Raw genomic sequence first — 21065 nt, forward strand, 5'->3', positions numbered from 1 at the left:
TCCATACAATGAAGAAAACAAAAGCCGAAGCAGAAGCAACGATTGAAACACTAATCGAGACGGCTCGTAAACAATTTGCAGTGCAAGGATTTTACAAAACGTCTCTTGAGGAGCTTGTAAAGGAAGCAGGAGTCACAAGAGGAGCACTCTATCACCATTTTACAAATAAAAAGAGTCTGTTTCTCACCGTTTTTGAAAGGATACAAAGCGAAATGGCTAAAAATGTTGAGCTTGAGGCCGTAGGAAGCACGGATGTGTGGGCGCAATTATTAAATGGATGTCAAGCGTTTATCCTTTCAGCCATAAATGAAGAAAATAGGCAGATCATCCTAATTGATGGTCCAGCCGTTCTTGGCTGGGAAACATGGCGACAAATGGATGCATCATATTCGATGAAGCTACTAAATGAGCAGCTTCACACTATGCAAAAAAACGGACACCTTAAACCGACCTCCATAGAAGCTCTTACTCATATTCTATCTGGGGCGATGAATGAATCTGCCCTTTGGCTAGCTCAGCAGTTTGATTACAGAACGAAGCTGAAAGATGTAATGGACGTTCTTACCGAAACAATATACACATTTAAGCAACATTCATGATTGGCACTCCCTCAAAAGAGGAAGGTGAACCTCAAAGAGGCTGCTGAAAAAATTCATTTGTACTTTTTCAGTGACCTCTAACTCAACCTTCCTCTTTTTTATGCTTCATTATTGGAGTATACCGAAGCATCGCCACCGTCTGATCGAACACCTTTGATTCAATCAGCTCTAGGTTTGTTTTCGTTTGCAAACTAGGAAATAAGCGACGTCCTCCCCCTAGTAAGATAGGGTGGATATAAAGATGATATTCATCAATCAACCCTAATTTAATAAACGTTTCAGCAAGGGTTGCTCCGCCAAGTGACATATGCTTCCCAGATTGTTCCTTTCGATGATTGATGACAGCTTCAATATCATTGTTTACGAGTATGCTATTTCCTTCTACCTTCTCAAGCGTGTTTGAAAAAACAACTTTTTCTATCTTGTTCCACATACGTGCAAATTCCACTTCGTCTTTTGATGCTTCACGAGCCTCGGCACGTTCTGACCAATAATCTCTCATATTCTCATATGTTTTTCGCCCATAAAGATGTGTATCAAAGTCCTTTTCTTGTTCATTGAAATGTTGAAACAATTCTTCGCCTGGTTTTCCCCAATCGATTTCATGATGGGGTCCTTCGATATAGCCATCAAGCGAGACCATTTGAGAATAAATAACTTTACGCTTAATCATGTTACTTTCCTACTGCTTCCATCACGTAAGACGTCAATGTCTTAATCTTGCCATCTTTATGTTTATTTAACTGATAGACATCGCAAAATTCATATATTCTCTCTTCTCCAGATGGACTAATTGTTTTCATTTTTCCATTAGCAGCAGCTGTTTTCCCATGTGTAATGACATGTTCAATTGTAAGTTTATAGGACTGTCCGTCATCCATTTCCTTCAACAAACGAATCATCTCTTCTTTCCCCGTAACGGTTCGATCTCCAACCATCTTCCAAACGACATCATCTGTTACACTACTTGCAATAACGTCTAAATCCACATTCGCAAAAGCTTGATTAAACGTTTCAATAAATGCTTGAAGTTGTGTCTTCATTTTTCTTCACATCTCCTTTCTTTTCTTCATCTAAGTATAACAATTGTTTCACTAAGTCATTACTTTTATATTGCTCAATCACTGTAATCCTGAAATACTTCAAAAAAACGATGTAACCGGGATGAGGGGCACGCTATACAGTCGGGCGCTGAACTAACTGGCTACGCCAGTTGATTTCAGCTTTCCCTATCCCTACTCTAGTCGACCACCCCATCCGACCGCCTTAGTTTCATTTTTGCCGAGATAGCACCTTTTTCCTACGTCTAAATCGTAAGAAAGTTCAAATCACCATCCATCATAAAATTCTTTCAGATGGATGGTGATTTTCATTTATCCTTTACTTGTAGTTTGGATCATTTGAGACTAGGGCATGTAGGCGTTCAATCGTTCTAGCTTTTGATAGATATCAAGATTTCCCAGACCAGTGTGAGTTATACATGGTACTGGTAAACTCACTGTACAAATCCACCAAGCAAATACTCATCTTGCATTAACACATGATAAGCTCCATCCGATTCACGAAGAACGTGCACAGTTGCTTCTGTTGTTTCAGCTTCTACAAACGGTCCATTGTAAGCATCAATCATTAATTCCACTTGGTATTCCAACCAGTTATCAACATCTTCTTCTCCCAGTTCAATGGCCTCTGTTAGATCTTGTTCTATTTCATACATAATAAGAGAATCGAATAACCCTGTAATCGATAATGTAACGATAATTTGCTCTTCATCCATCAACTGCGAATCTACCACCTCATAAGTCGTCTGAGACAGTGCATTCATATAAGAATCAGCTAACTCATCAATCAATTCATCACGTACAAGATCTCCCATATTTCTTCTAGTATTTTGACGGTAAAATTCAACAAAGGAATCCCTCTGAAATTCACCATCTGCCTGCTTTTTGTCATCTGACCTTGAGCCAGCAACCGTTTCTCCAAATCCATCAACATTCTGAAAGACCGTAGCTTGAATTAAAGCATCAACATAAGTAGCTGCTTCTTCTTCAATTACTTCAACCTCTTCTTCCGAAAGATCAACAGACACAGACATAGCATCATCATCTAATCCAGCTGATGCCGACTCTGCTTGCACAGGTCTTTCAATCTCATCGATTGCATTATACTGTGTATACGTTGTCGTCAAATGCTCATCGAATACCAAATGGTCATCTAAAAGCCATTCGCTATCAAATTGAATTTCGAGACTTACTTGTTGTTCAAACGTATCCACAAGATTTGTTTCTTTATCAATCGTAAGAGTAAACTCTAACTGCTCAATGCCAACTGCTACTATCTCAATATCATCAAAAATATTCTCCATACTATCATTCGCCAATTGATCAGCTAAGTGTTGTTGTTGTTCATCGTCACCGATATAAGTCAACACATAGTGCTCTTCTTCTACTTCAAGCTCAAAAGCTTCATTCACATCTTCCACATAATGATCAAATCGTTTTAACACATACTCATACTCATTAATGACCTTCTCAATTAGAAAGCCAATACTATTTTCATCAAGCTCATCCTCATCGATCATCCCGATAACTAATTCATTATCTTTATAAACTTCTAAATACTCGTCATATACTATCGAATACACACCTTCATTCAAATCCATTTGAGCAACCCACTGAATATCAATCGACTCTGTTGTCCCTTCCGTTTCAAGTTGCATGGACTCAACCGCCTCATGAGCCTCTATTCCCCATTCAAATACGTCCTCAACACTCGCATTATCTGAACATGCTGCCAGTAGCAAGACTGAAACACTAAACAAAAACCACATTACTTTTCCCATTTCTCCTCACTCCTTATCTCTATTAAATCAACTTACTAATATTAACATTTAACGAGTTATTAAATGTATAATACAGTAAAAAACAGAACTAAATAACTGTATGGACATGAGGATATGTAGAGAATATGACCTATAAGATAAACCTTGTAGTATAGAAACACTCATCCTCCAATATGTACACCAGTGGACTTCAGCTTGCTCTGTAACCGTTGCAAAATTAAAAAGCCTGCCATTGTCAAGCGCTCAATATTTGAAGCCACCGTTACTCAATAGGAGCCACACAAAAAAACCAGCTCAAGGAAACTCCTTAAGCTAGCTAACAATCTTCTATAGCTCTTCACCATTTGTCGCAATGACATGCTTGTACCAATCAAAGCTCTTCTTCTTAATACGTTTATTCGATCCCTTTCCTTCACTATCACGATCAACGTAAATATAGCCGTAACGCTTCTTCAGCTCAGCTGTTGACGCACTTACTAAGTCAATCGGCCCCCATGACGTATAGCCAATGAGATCGACACCATCACCAATTGCCTTTTTCATCTCACGAATATGAGCTTGTAAATAATCGATTCGGTAATCATCCTGAATTGAGCCATCCGCTTCAATCGTATCAACTGCCCCTAAGCCATTTTCAACAATAAAGAGTGGCTTTTCATAACGATCATAGAGCATATTACAGACGGTACGTAAACCGACGGGGTCAATTTGCCAGCCCCATTCAGATGCTTCCAAATAAGGATTTTTTATTCCAGTAAGCAAATTGCCTGACGTTTGTTCCTTCACATGCTCAGGATCTGTACTCGCAACAAACGACATATAATAGCTAAAGCCAATATAATCAACAGTATGCTGCTGCAAAACATCTAGGTCGCCATCCTCCATTTGAATCGCAATTCCATTTTCCTCGAAGTAGTTCTTCATATAAGCTGGATAATGACCACGTGCTTGAACATCGGAGAAGAACAACGTCTTGCGATCCTGTGACAACGCAGCAAACATATCCTCAGGCTTTGATGAATACGGGTACGTTACCATTGAAGCGATCATACAACCAATCTGTAATTCTTCATTTAATTCATGACCAGCCTTTACCGCAAGCGCACTTGCAACAAATTGATGGTGTGCGGCTTGGTAGATCGCTTGTTCATCCTTCTTTCCGTCTTCAAACAGTAACCCTCCACCTGTAAAAGGCGCATGTAGCAACACATTAATCTCATTAAATGTCATCCAATACTTGACCTTCGTATGATAACGTTTCAATAGTACCTTTGCAAATCGCTCAAAAAACGCTACAACTTTTCTATTTTTCCAACCACCATATTCCTTCACAAGTTGGACAGGCATTTCATAATGTGAAATCGTAATGACCGGTTCAATATTATACTTTAATAATTCCTCTATGACGTTATCATAAAATTGCAATCCTTGTTCATTAGGTGTTTGCTCATCCCCATTCGGAAAAATACGCGTCCACGCAATCGAAAATCGGAATGCTTTAAAGCCTAATTCAGCGAAAAGAGCAATATCCTCCTTATACGTATGGTAAAAGTCAATACCTTCATGATACAAATTGAAATCCTTCATCGAAAAATCAGGAGGGCTCATAATCCCATTTGGTGATACATCTGCAGTTGAGAGACCTTTTCCACCCTCTTGATAGGCTCCTTCTAACTGATTAGCCGCAACGGCTCCTCCCCATAAAAATCCCTCTGGAAACTTAGCTAATTGACTCATTAATAGCACTCCTTTTTTATAGTTCTAAATCCTGTCCATTCGATTCAATGACTTTCTTATACCAATAGAAGCTTTTCTTTCGTGTACGATTTAACGTTCCTTGCCCTTCATTATCCTTATCAACATAAATATAGCCATAACGCTTTTTCATCTCACCCGTTGATGCACTCACAATATCGATTGGTCCCCAGCTCGTATAACCGATAATATCGACCCCATCTTCAATCGCTTCACCCATTTGCTCGATATGCTGACGTAAATAGTCGATTCGATAATCGTCTTGAATCTCACCTGTTTCCGTTATTTTATCAATCGCACCAAGTCCATTTTCAACGACAAATAGCGGCTTCTGATAACGGTCATACAATTGATTGGCCGTAATACGGAATCCTTTCGGGTCAATCGTCCAGCCCCATTCAGATTTCTCTAAATATGGGTTAGATACGGAACCAAAGACATTTCCACTCGTTTGATTTTCCAACACTTTCGGGTCTGTACTCGTTGCCCGACTTGCATAATAGCTAAAGCCGATATAATCAACGGTATATTCCCTTAACAGCTCTTCATCACCTTGCTCCATCACAATCGACAAACCCTTCTCTTTAAAGAAACGCTTTGCATATCCTGGGTATTCTCCTCTTGCTTGTACATCAATAAAGAAAAACGATTCTCGATCGACATTCATCGCTTCAGCGATATCATCTGGATTACATGTATACGGATAAGTCATTCCTGCTGCTAGCATACACCCGACTTTAAACTTCGGATTAATCTCCCATGCTGCCTTCACCGCTAATGCACTCGCTATTAATTGATGATGTGCAGCTTGATATTTGACCTGCTGTTGATCCTCCCCTTCTTCAAACACAAGACCCGCACCAACATAAGGTAAATGAAGCAGCATGTTAATCTCATTGAAGGTCATCCAATAGGTTACTTTATCCTTATAACGCTTAAATATTGTTTTCGCATACGTTTCAAAAAAGGAAACGAGCTGACGACTTCTCCAGCTTCCGTATTTTTTAATTAAATGGACAGGAACATCAAAGTGAGCAATCGTTACAACTGGTTCAATGCCATGCTTCAACAGCTCATCAAAAAGCGCATCATAAAAAGCTAAACCAGCCTCGTTTGGTGTTTCATCATCTCCATTTGGAAAAATTCGCGACCACGCAATTGATACACGTAATGACTTAAATCCCATTTCTGCAAAGAGAGCGATATCTTCTTTGTAGAGATGGTAAAAATCAATTGCTTCATGCGAAGGGTAGAACTCACCTTCTATCGGTGTTAGTTGATCAAGCTTCCCTAGCATCACGTCCCAACGCTTCTGACCAGTTGGTAACAGGTCGACGGACGTTAACCCTTTTCCGTCTTCTAAATAAGCACCTTCAGTTTGATTGGCAGCAATCGCACCGCCCCATAAGAAATTTTCTGGAAATTGAAATGTTGACAACATACTTCACTCCTTTATTTAATTGAGCTATTATTTTCAGTACACATCTAATATAGGTGGACTGTTCAAAAAGATTTATTATATCTCTTTTTGAACAGCATCCATCATTATTTCTTCAATTCGATTAGACGATCTCCTTGCTTCACTTCTTCCTCCTCTGTCGTAAGCAATTCAAATTGGTCCGGATTTGTAATAACAATAGGTGTGGCTATAGAGAAGCCTGCTGCCTTAATTTTTTCAATATCAAATTCCGTTAACAGTTGTCTTGCTTCAACACGCTCTCCTTGCTTCACATGAGCTGTAAAGTGCTCACCCTGCAATTGAACCGTATCCATTCCAACATGAATCAGAATTTCAGCACCATTATCAGCCTTGATGCCTAATGCATGCTTCGTTGGGAATAAGGCCGATACCGTACCTGAAACTGGAGAAATAAGCTTCCCTTCCGTCGGTACGACTGCAACACCTTTTCCAAGTGCCTCTGTAGCAAATGCCTCATCCTCGACTTCCGCTAAAGAAATCACTTTCCCAGTAAACGGACTAAGAACTGTACCCGCTTCAATCGTTACTTCTTCAGGCGATTGATCAGCTGAATCACCTTCTTCTATAGGTGATTCGCCTTTGTTCACACCACCGAATAAGTACGTTGCGACAAGTGATAAGACAAATGCGAGAATAGCCGCAAGAACAGGTCCCCAAACGGTCATATCTAAGCCATTTGGACCGATGAAAGTAGGAATTTGGAAAATACCTAACCCACCAATCATATATCCTCTAGCGCCAAAGAAACCGATCATCGCGCCACCAATACCAGCAGCTATACAGCTAAAGATAAACGGCTTTTTCTTCGGTAACGTCACCCCGTAAATCGCTGGCTCTGTTACGCCAAAGATCCCTGAAATAAAGGCTGGAATACTTAATGTTTTTAAATTTTGGTTCGTCGTCTTTAAATAAACCCCTAACACTGCTCCAATTTGAGCGAACGTCGTTGCGAACATCATCGCCAATACTGGATCTGATCCTGTTGTCGTTAAGTTATTAATTGCAATCGGCACAAGCCCCCAATGTAACCCAAATATAACAACTACTTGCCATAGACCCCCGATGAATATTCCAGCAATAACAGGACTTAAATCATAGATGAAAATCGTTGCTTGTCCTAAAAGCTGACTTGCCCATGTTGCAATCGGTCCAATGATGATAAATGTCAATGGAACAACAATAAGCAAAGTAAAAAATGGTACTAAGAACATCTTCACTACATCAGGAATGATCTTTCTCAAAAACTTCTCAACTTTTGATGCAAAGTAAGCGGCTAAAATAATCGGTATAACCGATGTCGCATAGCTCATTAGAATAACAGGAATACCTAAGAATGTAATGTGTACAGGCGATTCGAACACTGTACCAGCAAATAATACATATTGTGGTTCACTTGCTAAAATACCTTCAATCGCTGGATAAACGAGTGATGCTCCTATCGCAATCCCGATGAATGGAGACCCTCCAAACTTCTTAATAGCTGTGTAACCTAAGAACACCGGGAAGAAATAGAATAATGAATCACCAATAATATCTAAAATAATATATGTTCCTTGTTCTTCCGTTAATAGGCCTGTCGCTAAGAAAAGCGCATTAAAACCTTTTATCATACCTGTTGCTGCTAACACACCGAGCACAGGTGTGAATATACTAGCGATAATATCTATAAAACGATTAAATAAACTTCCAGCCTTTTCGTCCTCAGCATCCTCTTCCTGTTGTGTTTGACTTGCGAATCCACCCACTTCGGTAACCGCTTTGTAAACATCAGGCACGTGGTTGCCGATAACGACTTGGTACTGTCCTCCACTCTTCATAACGGTGACAACACCATCCATATTTTTTAAAGCTTCGGTATCAGCTTTGCTTTCATCTTTCAGCTTAAAGCGAAGACGTGTAATACAATGGACAACACTTTTCACATTTTCTTTGCCACCGACTTTTTCTATAATGTCTTTAGCTAATTGTTCATACTTCATTCTTATACCTCCCATTATTTGTAAATTAGAGCAAAGAAAAAACCTGGCCAACTTAAACACATTTATACGATGTGCTTAAACTAGACCAGGTTATGCCCACTTAAGGTAACATTCCTTAGGTATTATTTGTTAACTTTGTCATTTTATTATAATTCAAGAGAAATAGTTTGTCAACGCTTCCTTCGACAAAAATTTATGTTTTTCGATTTTATTCTGACTGCTGGTATTCATGCCGCTTCGTCACGCGATGAATATGCACCGTCAAATACGTTTGTTCATCTTTAGAAATCGACCAGCTATAGCTTTTCTCTAAATACGTTTTAATCTTTTTACTACATTGAAAAGCTTCAGGATATTTCCGATTTAATTGATCATATAAGAAATGATCTCCAGTATCCTCTACTCGCTCCTTCCGAATAAACCTCATCGCGAAGAAACGAAGGTGAGTGAGAAAACGTTCAAAGTTAATCGTCGATTCATCCAGCTCCATTTTGAAATGATATTTAACAATATTTAAGACATTATTGACCATTTCTGTCACTTGAACAGCCATGTCCATGTTTTCACCAGAAATTTGGCTATTTACTAAATGCAACGCAATGGATGCGGCCTCATCAGCGGTCAGCTTTACACCCACTTCTTCCTCAATAATATGAAGGGCATGCTGCGCTACCTCATATTCAAGCTTATAATATTTACGAATTTCCCATAAGAGGGCGTTTTTTAGTTCAATTCCTTGTTCATGACGACTAATGGCGAAGCTAATATGATCGGTTAAGGCAACATACAAATAGTCATCTAATTTGTACGGGAGCTGTGATTTCGCATAGTCTAAAATTTTGGAAGAAATATTTAAATATACTTCAGATGTATCACGAAGCAACGTCGCGAGCTTCTCTGATATTCCTAGACTTTCCAATATAAAGGTCTTTTCTATTTTTTCTGTCTCAACTGGTTGTCCCACTTTCTTCTGAAACGCAAGACCTTTCCCCATAATAACAAGCTCTTGATTGTGTTCATTATTCGCGACAACAACATTATTATTAAGTACCTTTTTAATTTCCAACGATGTTCCCCCCCTTGCCCTTTATCATTCTGTACGCATTACAATCATCATATCCTCTACTTAATCGCAACCACTCCATTTCATTATAAACGCACGACCGTCGTTTATTCACTCGAGTTGACGTTAGGGTATTAAAAAAACCTAAATTTGTATACAGAAATCCACTAGGATCTCTATGCAAACTTAGGTTTTGCCTGCCGAGCAGTAACAATCCTTATGTCATTCGTATAAATGTAATCGTTTTCTTTATTGATCTTATTTTATTTTTAACATAGTTAGTTGATCGTTGTCAAGATGGAGTGGGAGGAAAGTCATGATAGGAACTGTGGAATGATACGAATTCAAACAGACAAAAAAGAATGGACTAATTAGTTCAGGGGGGAGGTTGGGCAAGATTACGTTGGAAGCGATTTACATGGCGATCATCAAACAACGAATGAAGCCGTTGCTACTCAAATGAAAGTCACTGAAATAGTCGATTTGTCGAGAGCACATAAAAAGTTTGGTTTCAAACTTTTTTGTGCCCTCAAAAAACCTACAAAGCTATAAAGACTAGTTATTCCATCTACATTTTGGGATGGAATACCAGATTTAAATAGTGCTAGTGTCGATGACAAATCGGTATTTCACATCTGAAGCTAACACTCTTTCGTAAGCTTCATCAATTTGATCAGCCGAGATCACTTCAATTTTAGGAACAATGGTATGTTCAGAACAGAAATTTAACATCTCCTGTGTTTCTCTGATCCCTCCAATCATCGAACCTGCAAATGAACGTCGGTGACCAATAAGTGAAAACACATTTACTGACAAATGATCTGCAGGTGCCCCAACATTCACTAGTGTTCCATCTAACACGAGCAAAGAGAAATAGACATTAATATCAATTTTCGCGCTTACCGTATTAATGATTAAATCAAAAGTACCAGCGAGCTTCTCAAATGTCTTCGGATCACTAGTAGCATAATAATGATCAGCCCCAAACTGTCGTCCATCATCTTTTTTATTTAATGTTTGGGACAGAACCGTAACCTCGGCACCCATGGCGTGTGCGATCATGACGGCTATATGACCAAGTCCTCCCATACCAACAACTGCTACTTTTTTACCTGGACCAGCATTCCAATGATTTAAAGGCGAATAAGTTGTAATACCCGCACAAAGTAAGGGAGCTGCAACATCAAGTCCAATATTATCTGGGATTCTAACTACAAAACCCTCTGTTACGACAATGTGAGTAGAATAACCACCTTGAGTAGGCTCACCATATTTGTCAACACCGGCATAAGTAGGGATATTTCCTTTTAAGCAATATTGTTCCTCTCCTTTACGGCAGTTCTCACATTCTCCGCATGAGTCAACCATACAACCGACTCCAACACGGTCTCCTATTTCATACTTTGTAACATCAGGGCCTACAGCCGTAACAATTCCTGAAATCTCATGTCCCGGCACAAGAGGGTAGTTTACTGGTCCCCAATCGCCGTGAGCAGTATGAATGTCAGAATGACAAATACCTGCATACTTAATTTCAATTAGAACATCGTCAGAATCAAGCTCTCGTCGTTTAATTTCTGCAAAGCGAAATGGTTTATCAGGTCCATCAATCGCGCGTGCTTTAGCCGTTATCATATGAATCCCTCCAATAATATTTTATGAGCAAAAGAGTTCAATTAAGTAGCAAAGAAATGAAAAGCTATTGTTAAAAAACTCCATTCATCTCTATCGCAATTTTGCTCTTGACAAAAACGATAATCCCTATAGTTAACTCTAGGTCAAGTAATTCATTTGTATTTTTTCATGATAGTCCTCAAACTTCATCGCCTTTCTAGAATTTCTTTGACATGGAACTGGCAAGCTAGTAGAATCCCTTTTAATATATAGAGTTAACTTAAGATAGAAACTGTTAAGAATAGGAGCCAAATGATGATAACATATTCTATTAGCGAAGTCTCAAAAGAATTAAACCTTACCGTATATACTTTACGCTACTATGACAAAGAAGGGCTTCTGCCTTTTGTAGAACGAACAGCAAGCGGGGCACGGTTATTTAAGGATTCAGATATAAGCGCATTAAAGATCATTGAATGTTTAAAATCCACCGGAATGCCAATTAAGGAGATTAAACATTTTATTGATTGGTGTTCTACAGGTGATTCCACCTTACAGAAAAGGTATGATATGTTTTTAGAACGGAAAGCAATTGTAGAAGCACAAATGAAAGAGCTAGCAGAAACGATGAAACTCATCGAGCATAAATGTTCATATTACAAAAGTGCTCTAGACGCTGGTACGGAAGATATTCATAAAATAGAGATTCCTACTACTAATTAACAGGACATAAGAAAATCGCGATAGCGTCTTTTCTTTAAAGGAGCGTGGAGCTATTACAGCGGTTTTCAGTTTTTCTGAAAATGAGATTTTTTCAGAAAAACATGTAATGACGGAGCCATATAAGCCGAAATAGAGGCATGGGGGGAACCATAACGACATGAAGTTAATTAACTTTTGAAAGGGGTTTTGTTATGAATACAAATCATTTTCTAGATGAATTAAATAATTGTTGGTGGGGTACCAGCAAAGAAGCTGAAAGGAATTTCTCACACAAAAAAAGAGTGCGTCTTTATTACGTAAAGTGCGCACCCTCAATTCAAATAAAAAATCCTCACTCACTCTTAATCCGAACAAACTTTAATCTCTCATCTAAATTCTTCAGCCTTTCTTTATTAACATGTGCTGCAGTGATAGGAAGTTCTTTCAAATCTGAAAAAGCATTCTCTCTATATTGATGAATAAGTGGATTGTGCTCAAATTCAGGAAATATAGAAAAAACTAGCTGTTGAGTCTCATCATTATCAAGCAATTCCCTTAGCTTACAATTCGTATGATAAGGGTAGATTAAGCGACGAGCACAGACAATCATCTCATATGTCCCCATTTCTAAACCTTCTATCATTACATGATCATCAAAGGCAACTAGAGAGGCCGATTCCTTCGTTAACGCTTTGCCAATTACTCTTTTGATCTCACCCTTTTGAAATGGCAAAATAACTGTAGCTGAACAATCAAATGGAACAGTACAAGTGAATTTCATTTGATCGCCTTTAAGCATTTCCCAACCACTTTCAATGAAGCCAGAAGCTGAAGCTAGCTTGGCCTTTGCATATGAAAGTCTAGCATCAGGCTTAGGAGTAAATACAATTTTACGAAATCCAGGTTCCGTTTCTACTGGGTTAATCCCGCACATATAACGATACATCCAATCAACGATCGACCCATACGCATAATGATTTAAGGAATTCATCCCTGTACCACTAATCTGGCCATCTGATAACACGGAATTCCATCGTTCCCAGATCGTTGTTGCCCCTAGCTTCACCGCATATAACCAGCTTGGATAATCTTCATTTAAGAGTAATGTATAAGCATAATCTGAAGCACCATTTCCCGATAATGTTAAGCAGCTATATGGTGTACCAACAAATCCTGTATTCAGATGCATTTGATCCTGACCTAATTTATGTTTTAAATCATGTATAATTCGCTCTCGATAGTCAGTAGGAACAAGATCCATATATAAAGCAACAATCATCGCCGTTTGAGTTTGAAGAGCACTACGAGCATTAGGTGTGAAATATTCATTGACAATCGCTTCCTTCACTTCATTGGACAATTGTTCATATTCTTTTTCCAGCTCTACTTCACCTAATACAGCGGCCGCCTTAGAGACTATTGACGCGGAATAACTATAATAAGCTGAAGCAATGTAGAAAGGATCCGTCCCTCCCATCACTCCATCTGGCTCCGGACCATCTAATGCTAACCAATCACCAAAATGAAATCCTTTTCTCCATAATCTTGTGGAACCTGTTCCTTCATCCTCCTTTTTGATAAAGTCAACCCACGCTTTCATCATTGGAAATTGTCTTTTTAATAGCTCTTTGTCACCATAATGAAGATAGACGGTCCACGGAATAATTGTTGCCGCATCTCCCCAAGCAGAAGAACCACTTCCAGTGACAAACCCTGGATCATTTTCTGGCTTGATCATCGGTACTATGAAAGGAACTGAGCCTCCTAACCTTTTTTGTTCTTCTTCAATATCTATTAAATATTTTGTAAAGAAAGCAGGTGAATACATATTAAAGCACGCGGTAGAACTAAATATTTGCGCATCCCCTGTCCAACCCATACGTTCATCACGTTGCGGACAATCAGTTGGTATATCTAAAAAATTGCCTTTTTGTCCCCATTTTGCATTTTTAAACAATTGATTGACAAGTCGATTGGATGTTTCAATTGAACCGATTTCCTCTATATCACTATATACAGCACAACCAACAAAATCTTCAGGCTGAATCATTTCACCAAATCCCGTTAATTTGACATAACGGAAGCCATAGTATGTGAAATACGGTTGTACTTCACGTACATCCCCTTTAGAAATGTATACATACTCTGCCTTAGCTGTTCGTAAATTTTCACGATAAAAGCAACCATTTTGAAGTATTTCGCCATATTCAAGCTTTAGTTCATGACCATGTGGCTTATCGACCTTAAACCGTACCCATCCAGTCATATTTTGACCAAAATCAAGAACGGTTTCCCCGGCAGGAGTATGTATGATTTCAATCGGTGTTCTTTCTTCTTTGATTTGAATCGGTAAACTAAAACGTTCTCTTAGCTCTCCTACTTCAGGCTCCATTTCCTTCATCAGCTTCCAATCAGATTGAGCTTCTACTAACACGGAAGACCATCCTTTGGTTTCTTTTGTAGCGTCATACGTTTCACCATCATATATATTACTAAACAGAATCGGGGAAGGCCTACATTGCCAATCTTGATTTGAATGAATGACCGTTTCAGTACCGTCAGAATGGGTAACAAATAACTCAGCTAAAAGAGCGAAATGGTCACCATATAATTGTTCATATCCACCATCAAAACCGAACCTTCCTTTATACCAACCATCGCCTAATAACACACCAATCGAGTTGTTCCCACTCTGAAGGAGTTTAGTTATGTCATATGTCTGGTACTGCAACCAATAGTCATATGAATGGAAGCCAGGAGATAAATATTCATCCCCGACCTTTTCACCATTGACCTCTAAATGATATAAGCCTAATCCACAAATATAGATTCTTGCAGATTCCACATTTTTTGAAAGGGTAAATTCTTTACGGATTAACAGATGAGTATCACTGTTAAGAGAAGGAGCAATCCATTTCGCTCGCCACTCTTCATCTAGTTTTCCGGTTTCAAACCATTTTACAGCACTCGTGATGTGACCTTCTTTGTTACCCCAAACTGTCACACGCCAGAAGTAACGTGTACGTGGCATTAATGAGAGATCTGGAGTATACCCTAAACTACTAATGTCATTGCGTATGCCACTATCGTAAACCACTTCATCAAACGACAGATCTAAAGCAATTTCTACTTGAGCATTCTTTTGATAATTCGATTCCCCCATCGTCTCTTCTGTTACCCAAGAAAGTCTTAACGGACTTAGATCATAACCTAAAGGTTCATCGATATGATTCACTCTCATCTTTGTAATATGCATTTTTGCACACCTTTCTTCAGTCAATCATTTCTTCAATTCATTACACTATAATTAAATGATGTCTAAAATCTCATCAATTGTTTCAATTTGATAATCGGCTTCATCTGTCAAAGCAGCATGTCCAATAGCTACACAAGCCATTCCCGCTGATTTCGCTGCTCTAACTCCAGTAAGAGCGTCTTCAATCACTATACAATTTCCTGGGTCTTCTACAATGTACTCAGCCGCTTTTAGAAACACTTCTGGATTTGGTTTTGATTGAGTGATATTATTACCATCTGAAATGGCATCAAAAAAAGATGTTAATTTCAAACGATCTAAAATATACTGAGCATTTTTACTAGAAGAGCCAATTGCTAATTTAAATCCTCTTTCTTTCAATTTCGTTAATGTTACGATCACACGTTGATCTACGATTTCTTTATTTAACTTTTGTAATGATTGCACATAATATCGGTTCTTCTCCTCGGCTAATAATTGCTTTTCAGATTCCGAAAGCTGAACATCTTCTTGTTCTAATATTATGTTTAAACTTTCTAATCTCGATACACCACGTAAACGATGATTAACCTGTTCATCAAATGCAATATTGAGATTGTTTGTTACTTTTTTCCAAGCCTCATAATGATAATGATCCGTGGAAATAAGTACACCATCTAAATCAAATATAACAGCTTTAACTTTTGGCATCGTTCTCTCCCCCCTATAACCTCGTATCCCATTTACCACAGAACGGATCAACTGGATTTATACCTTCAAATGAGCTTAAACCTTCTAATTTATTGATTAAACTAGCGAGAACAACCTCTGATGAGCCATACGTATTGATATACGTTCGAACTCTAGGTACATCTAACAAGTGATATGGATTTTCTAATGAAATGAAAATCGTCGGAGTATCATTCATATAAATCGGTACATTGACACCCATTGGTTCATCCCATTCAATTCTAATAATCGTTTGATTACTCTTTGTTGCCATATTCGCAACATAAATAATTAAATCATACTTATCGACAATATCATGATAGGGTTGTAGCATTCCTTCAAAGCCTGGTTTCGGTTTGAATTTATCAACCTCGTACCCTCTATCTTTAAGATGATCAATAAAATGATTCACAGCTCCCTCATTCGCTCCAAAACCCATCGTCCCTAATTCCGTCTCAATTCCATAGACAAGAACTTTTTTATACCTTTGCTGATTAATTGGTAGGACACCTTTCTCTTCTTTGACTAGAGTAATGGCCTTGTCTGCACATTCCTTTTCCCATTGAAGATGTTCGTTGCACCTAAGTACACGGTTAACTTCCTCTTTCTTAGGAATTAACTCGTTTGCATCTAATTTTTTATGCAATTTCAATGAAGCTTTCAATGCGAGAATTTTTGTAACGGCCTCATGTAGGCGTTCTTTAGAAATAATCCCAGTTTCATAGCCTTCCTTCATATAACTGAAATCTTCTTCAATATTCTTCGTAAATAAAAACATATCACAGCCTGCGGCGACCGCCTGTGGGACAGCTTGTTTTCTACTTAACGGAATGAGCATCCCAGCCATTGTCGTAGAATCTGTAATGACAAGTCCATTGAACCCAAGCTTTTCTTTCAAAAGGTTCGTGACTAATTCATAGCTTAAGCTTGCAGGTAATATGTCTTCATCTGAAAGGTCCTTATTAAAAAATCGGCTATATGCAGGTTGTAAAATATGACCAACCATCACTGTTTTGGCACCAGCATCAATCGCTTCTTGATACGCATGACCAAAAGTCAAATCCCATTGCTCACAACTTAAATCATTTACTGAGCTAACAAGGTGCTGATCACGTTCGTCTACTCCATCACCAGGAAAATGCTTAATCGAAGCTGCTACTCCTTTTCCCTGTATCGCTTCAACATACGCTTTTCCCATCTTTGACACTTTTTCTGGATCCGAACCGAACGTACGCGTGTTTGTAATTGGATTTCTGAAATTAAAGTCAATATCGATAATAGGAGAAAACGCCCAATTAATTCCAAGAGCACTCCCTTCATTTCCACATACTTCACCAAGCCTCGTTGCCATCTCAACATTATCGGTCGCAGCAACTTGTAACTGACTCCCTAATCTTGTTCCATCTGTGCAAACTCCATTACCTCCAGCCTCCAAATTAGCTGCAATAAGCATCGGGATCTTCGAATTGGCTTGTAGTCCAGAAACAGTCGAAATGACTTCTTCTTTTGACATTGTCCTGCACATCACACCACCAACTTTCAAATGGCGTGATAAATATTTTAAATATTCTTCATCACTTGAATAAGCAATTAAACAAAATAACTGGCTTATCTTTTCATCTAACGTCATAGACTCTAATGTCTTTTCAACCCATTTCATATCACTTTCTGATAAATAGAAAGGCTTTTGGGATAACTGCTCTTTGTTAATCATAGTAACCACCCTATATGTCACATATTATCTTGTGTTTAACGTTGTTTTCCGATTATATTTAAATAAACTACTTAATTTTCCTTCATTGTTTAAATACGCTAGGAATAATACGAGTAAAATAGCATTAATAAATTCTTGATTATAGTAAGCTACATCTAATCGAACAAACCCTAGCGTAACAATCCCCATCGTAACGGCTCCAATCAAAATACCAAATCTCTCTTCACTATAACGCCCTATATATCCACCAATGAATAACGGAAGAAAAGCAATAAACATTGCTGAAATTGAGGAGAAATTCAACGCCACCGATGCAAACCCTTGAGCTGATATGTTAATAAACCCCACAACCCCCATCAACATTCCTGTGATTGCATAAGTTGCAACGGCATTTCGTTTTTCCTGTATACCAGTTTTTACAGCGATTTCTTGACCATGCTGTAAGGCTTTATGGTTATAATCAAATCGTGTGTAATTCATGAGAATATACATAAATAAAAATCCAACAATTAAAATGATTAGAAGATTTCTCGTAGTGGGTAACGTTAATAATTGAAACTGAGTTGAAATTAACAAACCTTCTCCTCTTGTAACAATGAAACTTAACGCTTCATACAAAAGCATCACACCCACCGAAGTGATAATTGGTGGCAATTTCAGAATGATATAAATCATACCTGAGATGAAACCTAATAAACCACCAATTAGAACTGTTAAAATAATGAGAAAAACAGCTGGTAAATCAAACATAATGGTTAACTGTGTTCCAACGATTGATGACAAGAGTGCCATTGACCCTAATGAGAAATCAAAACGTCCTGAATTTAGATTTAATGCAAGTGCCCACGCTGTGAAAGCGATAATCGCCGTTGAACGAACAAATGTCTGAACATGTCCAGCATTATTAAACAATTGAACCCCTTGTAAAGACGTTAAGAAAGAAAGAATAAGAAACATTCCTAAGGGCAGTGCAATAATAATCGACATTCGTTTAATCATATCTATCCATTTCTTATTCATCATACACCTCTGTTCTTCTTTCATAATGTGTGAGAATCTAGTAAAGAACGAACTTCACTAGACTCTCAGCTAGAAAGAATTCAAATCGTTATTCACCAAGCATTTCTTGTATAGAAGAGAATTCATAACTCTCTACCAAGTCTGCAAATTGTTGATAGGTTGTTTCTTCGTTAAAACGCTTAATCACCGTGTTCAGTAATTCATCTGTATATGCAGGTTCTTCTATACTATTTGATAAAGTATACATTTCATTAAATTCATCTTGAGTAGTTGCAACCCAGTATCCTTGATCGAGCCTGAAAGCTCCCCCTTCTTGACGAGCCACATCCTCATCCCCATTAACGGCATTGTAAACAGCCGCAAAAATCGGACCAATCGAAGATGCAAATTTCCCTGCAAGATAATCAACTTGCCCTGCTTCAAATCCACCTTTATAAGCCTCTGTAAAAGATGAAACTGTTGCTAATTGAATATCAGATCCAGATTGGGCTATTGGCGTACCGAAGAACTCTAATCCTAAGGCTGCTGTTAATACAACTTCTAATCCTGTTTCACTTACTCTTTCACCAGCTGTTCCAAAGAAAGCACCTGAGTCATCTGGAAATCCCGCAATGGTATTAATCGTAAATCCATCTCCTGAAAATTCACCAAATTGTCCATCTTCTCTTGGTGTATACGCTACACCCGCCTCTTCAAACGCACGGATCATACCAGATGTCCGCATTTGATGCATATCTACATATGGATATCCACCTGCGTATAATAAAAAGTTTGTATAACCCTCATCTAAATAATGTTTGGCCATATCATATCCAATCTGCTCCTCTTGTTCTAATGAAGGACCAATTGAACCAACAAAATACTCATTATCTTTTACTTGATCATATTGCTCATCTGATAACGTCCCTGCAGCAATTGCATAATGCACGCCTGCATCTTCTGTTCTACGAATAACAGCCATTCGATCTTGATCAGAGAATGAAATAATCGCATCGACACCTTGATTAATGAAATTCTCTGTAGATGTTACTTCTTCTTCAGCTGTATTAATTGACTCAGAAAACAGAAATTCTACATTATAATGGTCTTCGATGTAATCTTCGTAATAACGTTTGAAAGCTACTACTTCTGAATCGGTGGCATCATAAATTTGAACACCTATACGAATGGCTTCATCTTCATCTGTATGACTGTCCATATCTGTATCTTCTTCTGTTTGCTCTGGGTCAGAACTATCCTCTACAGTCGACTCTCCACCACATGCAGCGAGAATGAATACCATACAAAGCCCTACTAACAACATTGATCGTTTCCACATTTCCATCATGCATCCCCCTAAATTTTTTTATATAAAAGCTTATTGCTTCTATAACGATAATTACCGCGGAAGTAGCTTTTTTCGATAACTAATCCCGGCTAAAAAGACCACTATTAAAAATAAGATTCCTTTTGCAATTTGATTGACACCTGACGTAAGCCCAAATGATAGTAACACTTGGTTTAACAGCACAATCGAAAACGCACCAACTAATGCTGCTGTTATTTTCGATCTTACCCCTCCTGAAAGTGCCATACCACCAAATACGATAGCAACGAGAACATCTAGCCCTAAGGAAGCCGCTGTCGTTTGTCCTAATATAGGTGCTCTAACAACCGTCAGGAAAGCAGCAAGTCCTACTCCTAGTCCAACAATTAAGAAAGCAATAATCGTAATTTTCTTTTGTGACACTCCAGATTGTTTAGCAGCTACCGGGTTTTCCCCTAAAAATTTACTTTCTCGTCCAATAGATGTGTAATTGAAAATCACAATACAAAAAAGTAAGTACCCTACTAAAATTGCAATTTTAAAGAAAAGATTATCTACGGGTGCGACTGCATCAGCTGGCACACTGATGTTTGATTGTCCGCCAAGTATAACGAGAACCAAAGACGTTAAAATACTTAACATTGCAACAGTTAGAACAAAGACAGGTAAGTTCAAAACAACAGCTAGTAAAGATTGAACACTTCCAATCGCTAAACCTACTAAAATACTCGCAAGCAACATCATGACAAGAGATTCTGTTTGGTTATATGCGAGAACTCCAACCATCGCACTAACAGCAGTTGCTGCTCCTAGTGAGATATCAAATTGACCAAACGAAAAGATAAAGATAGCCCCTGTCGCAACTATTGCGATAATAATCGCTTGTTCGACGATAATGCCTAAACTATAAAGTGATACATTCGAACCCATTTGTACAAAATAAATAATAGCTAGCGTAATGAGCCCAAATAAGGATGAAAACCTTGTTAAATGTTTTATGTTACTAAATACTTTTGCAACCATGTTC

At 38.3% G+C, this 21065-nt stretch carries 16 protein-coding genes; 2 read left to right on the plus strand and 14 right to left on the minus strand.

Going from position 1 to position 21065, the window contains the following annotated elements; all coding sequences use genetic code 11:
• Positions 1 to 8 precede the first annotated feature (8 nt).
• Positions 9 to 599 (plus strand): TetR/AcrR family transcriptional regulator, encoded by a 591-nt coding sequence (locus tag MW695_RS15625; RefSeq protein WP_247106262.1) that lies wholly within the window; start codon positions 9 to 11, stop codon positions 597 to 599.
• Between the two features lie 82 nt (positions 600 to 681).
• Here the strand turns inward: MW695_RS15625 and MW695_RS15630 are convergent, their stop codons facing one another.
• The 8 genes from MW695_RS15630 to MW695_RS15665 form a co-directional block, all read right to left on the minus strand.
• Positions 682 to 1272 (minus strand): dihydrofolate reductase family protein, encoded by a 591-nt coding sequence (locus MW695_RS15630; protein WP_247106263.1) that lies wholly within the window; start codon positions 1270 to 1272, stop codon positions 682 to 684.
• A 1-nt stretch (position 1273) separates the two neighbouring features.
• A complete protein-coding gene (locus MW695_RS15635; RefSeq protein WP_247106264.1) occupies positions 1274 to 1642 on the minus strand; it encodes a nuclear transport factor 2 family protein in 369 nt (122 codons plus the stop codon).
• A 452-nt stretch (positions 1643 to 2094) separates the two neighbouring features.
• Complete coding sequence (locus MW695_RS15640) at positions 2095 to 3441, minus strand: DUF6612 family protein (protein WP_247106265.1); 1347 nt, start codon at positions 3439 to 3441, stop codon at positions 2095 to 2097.
• Positions 3442 to 3768: 327 nt separating this feature from the next.
• Positions 3769 to 5178 carry an aryl-phospho-beta-d-glucosidase gene (gene bglH / locus MW695_RS15645; RefSeq protein WP_247106266.1) on the minus strand — a complete coding sequence of 470 codons (1410 nt, stop codon included), beginning with the start codon at positions 5176 to 5178 and terminating at the stop codon, positions 3769 to 3771.
• Between the two features lie 16 nt (positions 5179 to 5194).
• Positions 5195 to 6637 (minus strand): 6-phospho-beta-glucosidase, encoded by a 1443-nt coding sequence (gene ascB / locus MW695_RS15650; RefSeq protein ID WP_247106267.1) that lies wholly within the window; start codon positions 6635 to 6637, stop codon positions 5195 to 5197.
• 104 nt (positions 6638 to 6741) lie between these two features.
• Positions 6742 to 8655 (minus strand): beta-glucoside-specific PTS transporter subunit IIABC, encoded by a 1914-nt coding sequence (locus MW695_RS15655; protein ID WP_247106268.1) that lies wholly within the window; start codon positions 8653 to 8655, stop codon positions 6742 to 6744.
• Positions 8656 to 8863: 208 nt separating this feature from the next.
• Entirely contained in the window at positions 8864 to 9721 is an 858-nt protein-coding gene (gene licT, locus MW695_RS15660) for a BglG family transcription antiterminator LicT (protein ID WP_247106269.1), read from the minus strand.
• Positions 9722 to 10312: 591 nt separating this feature from the next.
• Positions 10313 to 11353 carry an NAD(P)-dependent alcohol dehydrogenase gene (locus tag MW695_RS15665; protein WP_247106270.1) on the minus strand — a complete coding sequence of 347 codons (1041 nt, stop codon included), beginning with the start codon at positions 11351 to 11353 and terminating at the stop codon, positions 10313 to 10315.
• A gap of 294 nt (positions 11354 to 11647) precedes the next feature.
• On the opposite strand from MW695_RS15665, the gene MW695_RS15670 reads away from it, so the two are divergent.
• Positions 11648 to 12055 (plus strand): MerR family transcriptional regulator, encoded by a 408-nt coding sequence (locus MW695_RS15670; protein ID WP_247106271.1) that lies wholly within the window; start codon positions 11648 to 11650, stop codon positions 12053 to 12055.
• A gap of 331 nt (positions 12056 to 12386) precedes the next feature.
• Here MW695_RS15670 and MW695_RS15675 read toward each other — a convergent pair whose 3' ends face one another.
• From MW695_RS15675 to MW695_RS15700, 6 genes are all read right to left on the minus strand, one after another.
• Positions 12387 to 15290, minus strand: coding sequence for an alpha-L-rhamnosidase (locus MW695_RS15675; protein WP_247106272.1), 2904 nt, complete (start codon positions 15288 to 15290; stop codon positions 12387 to 12389).
• A 51-nt stretch (positions 15291 to 15341) separates the two neighbouring features.
• Positions 15342 to 15980 (minus strand): beta-phosphoglucomutase, encoded by a 639-nt coding sequence (gene pgmB / locus MW695_RS15680; protein WP_247106273.1) that lies wholly within the window; start codon positions 15978 to 15980, stop codon positions 15342 to 15344.
• Positions 15981 to 15993: 13 nt separating this feature from the next.
• Positions 15994 to 17712 carry a glycoside hydrolase family 3 protein gene (locus MW695_RS15685; RefSeq protein WP_247106274.1) on the minus strand — a complete coding sequence of 573 codons (1719 nt, stop codon included), beginning with the start codon at positions 17710 to 17712 and terminating at the stop codon, positions 15994 to 15996.
• 24 nt (positions 17713 to 17736) lie between these two features.
• Positions 17737 to 18732, minus strand: coding sequence for an ABC transporter permease (locus MW695_RS15690; protein ID WP_247106275.1), 996 nt, complete (start codon positions 18730 to 18732; stop codon positions 17737 to 17739).
• 88 nt (positions 18733 to 18820) lie between these two features.
• Positions 18821 to 20056, minus strand: coding sequence for a LacI family DNA-binding transcriptional regulator (locus tag MW695_RS15695; RefSeq protein WP_247106276.1), 1236 nt, complete (start codon positions 20054 to 20056; stop codon positions 18821 to 18823).
• 54 nt (positions 20057 to 20110) lie between these two features.
• Complete coding sequence (locus MW695_RS15700; protein WP_247106277.1) at positions 20111 to 21061, minus strand: ABC transporter permease; 951 nt, start codon at positions 21059 to 21061, stop codon at positions 20111 to 20113.
• Positions 21062 to 21065: the final 4 nt, after the last annotated feature.

It is taken from the genome of Halalkalibacter sp. APA_J-10(15), from assembly GCF_023017105.1.
GTDB lineage: Bacteria > Bacillota > Bacilli > Bacillales > Bacillaceae_D > Halalkalibacter.

Coding starts and splice junctions, on each gene's coding strand:
- MW695_RS15625 (WP_247106262.1), top strand. CDS start 9: ATGAAGAAAACAAAAGCCGAAGCAGAAGCAACGATTGAAACACTAATC.
- MW695_RS15630 (WP_247106263.1), bottom strand. CDS start 1,272: ATGATTAAGCGTAAAGTTATTTATTCTCAAATGGTCTCGCTTGATGGC.
- MW695_RS15635 (WP_247106264.1), bottom strand. CDS start 1,642: ATGAAGACACAACTTCAAGCATTTATTGAAACGTTTAATCAAGCTTTT.
- MW695_RS15640 (WP_247106265.1), bottom strand. CDS start 3,441: ATGGGAAAAGTAATGTGGTTTTTGTTTAGTGTTTCAGTCTTGCTACTG.
- bglH (WP_247106266.1), bottom strand. CDS start 5,178: ATGAGTCAATTAGCTAAGTTTCCAGAGGGATTTTTATGGGGAGGAGCC.
- ascB (WP_247106267.1), bottom strand. CDS start 6,637: ATGTTGTCAACATTTCAATTTCCAGAAAATTTCTTATGGGGCGGTGCG.
- MW695_RS15655 (WP_247106268.1), bottom strand. CDS start 8,655: ATGAAGTATGAACAATTAGCTAAAGACATTATAGAAAAAGTCGGTGGC.
- MW695_RS15665 (WP_247106270.1), bottom strand. CDS start 11,353: ATGATAACGGCTAAAGCACGCGCGATTGATGGACCTGATAAACCATTT.
- MW695_RS15670 (WP_247106271.1), top strand. CDS start 11,648: ATGATAACATATTCTATTAGCGAAGTCTCAAAAGAATTAAACCTTACC.
- MW695_RS15675 (WP_247106272.1), bottom strand. CDS start 15,290: ATGCATATTACAAAGATGAGAGTGAATCATATCGATGAACCTTTAGGT.
- pgmB (WP_247106273.1), bottom strand. CDS start 15,980: ATGCCAAAAGTTAAAGCTGTTATATTTGATTTAGATGGTGTACTTATT.
- MW695_RS15685 (WP_247106274.1), bottom strand. CDS start 17,712: ATGATTAACAAAGAGCAGTTATCCCAAAAGCCTTTCTATTTATCAGAA.
- MW695_RS15690 (WP_247106275.1), bottom strand. CDS start 18,732: ATGAATAAGAAATGGATAGATATGATTAAACGAATGTCGATTATTATT.
- MW695_RS15695 (WP_247106276.1), bottom strand. CDS start 20,056: ATGGAAATGTGGAAACGATCAATGTTGTTAGTAGGGCTTTGTATGGTA.
- MW695_RS15700 (WP_247106277.1), bottom strand. CDS start 21,061: ATGGTTGCAAAAGTATTTAGTAACATAAAACATTTAACAAGGTTTTCA.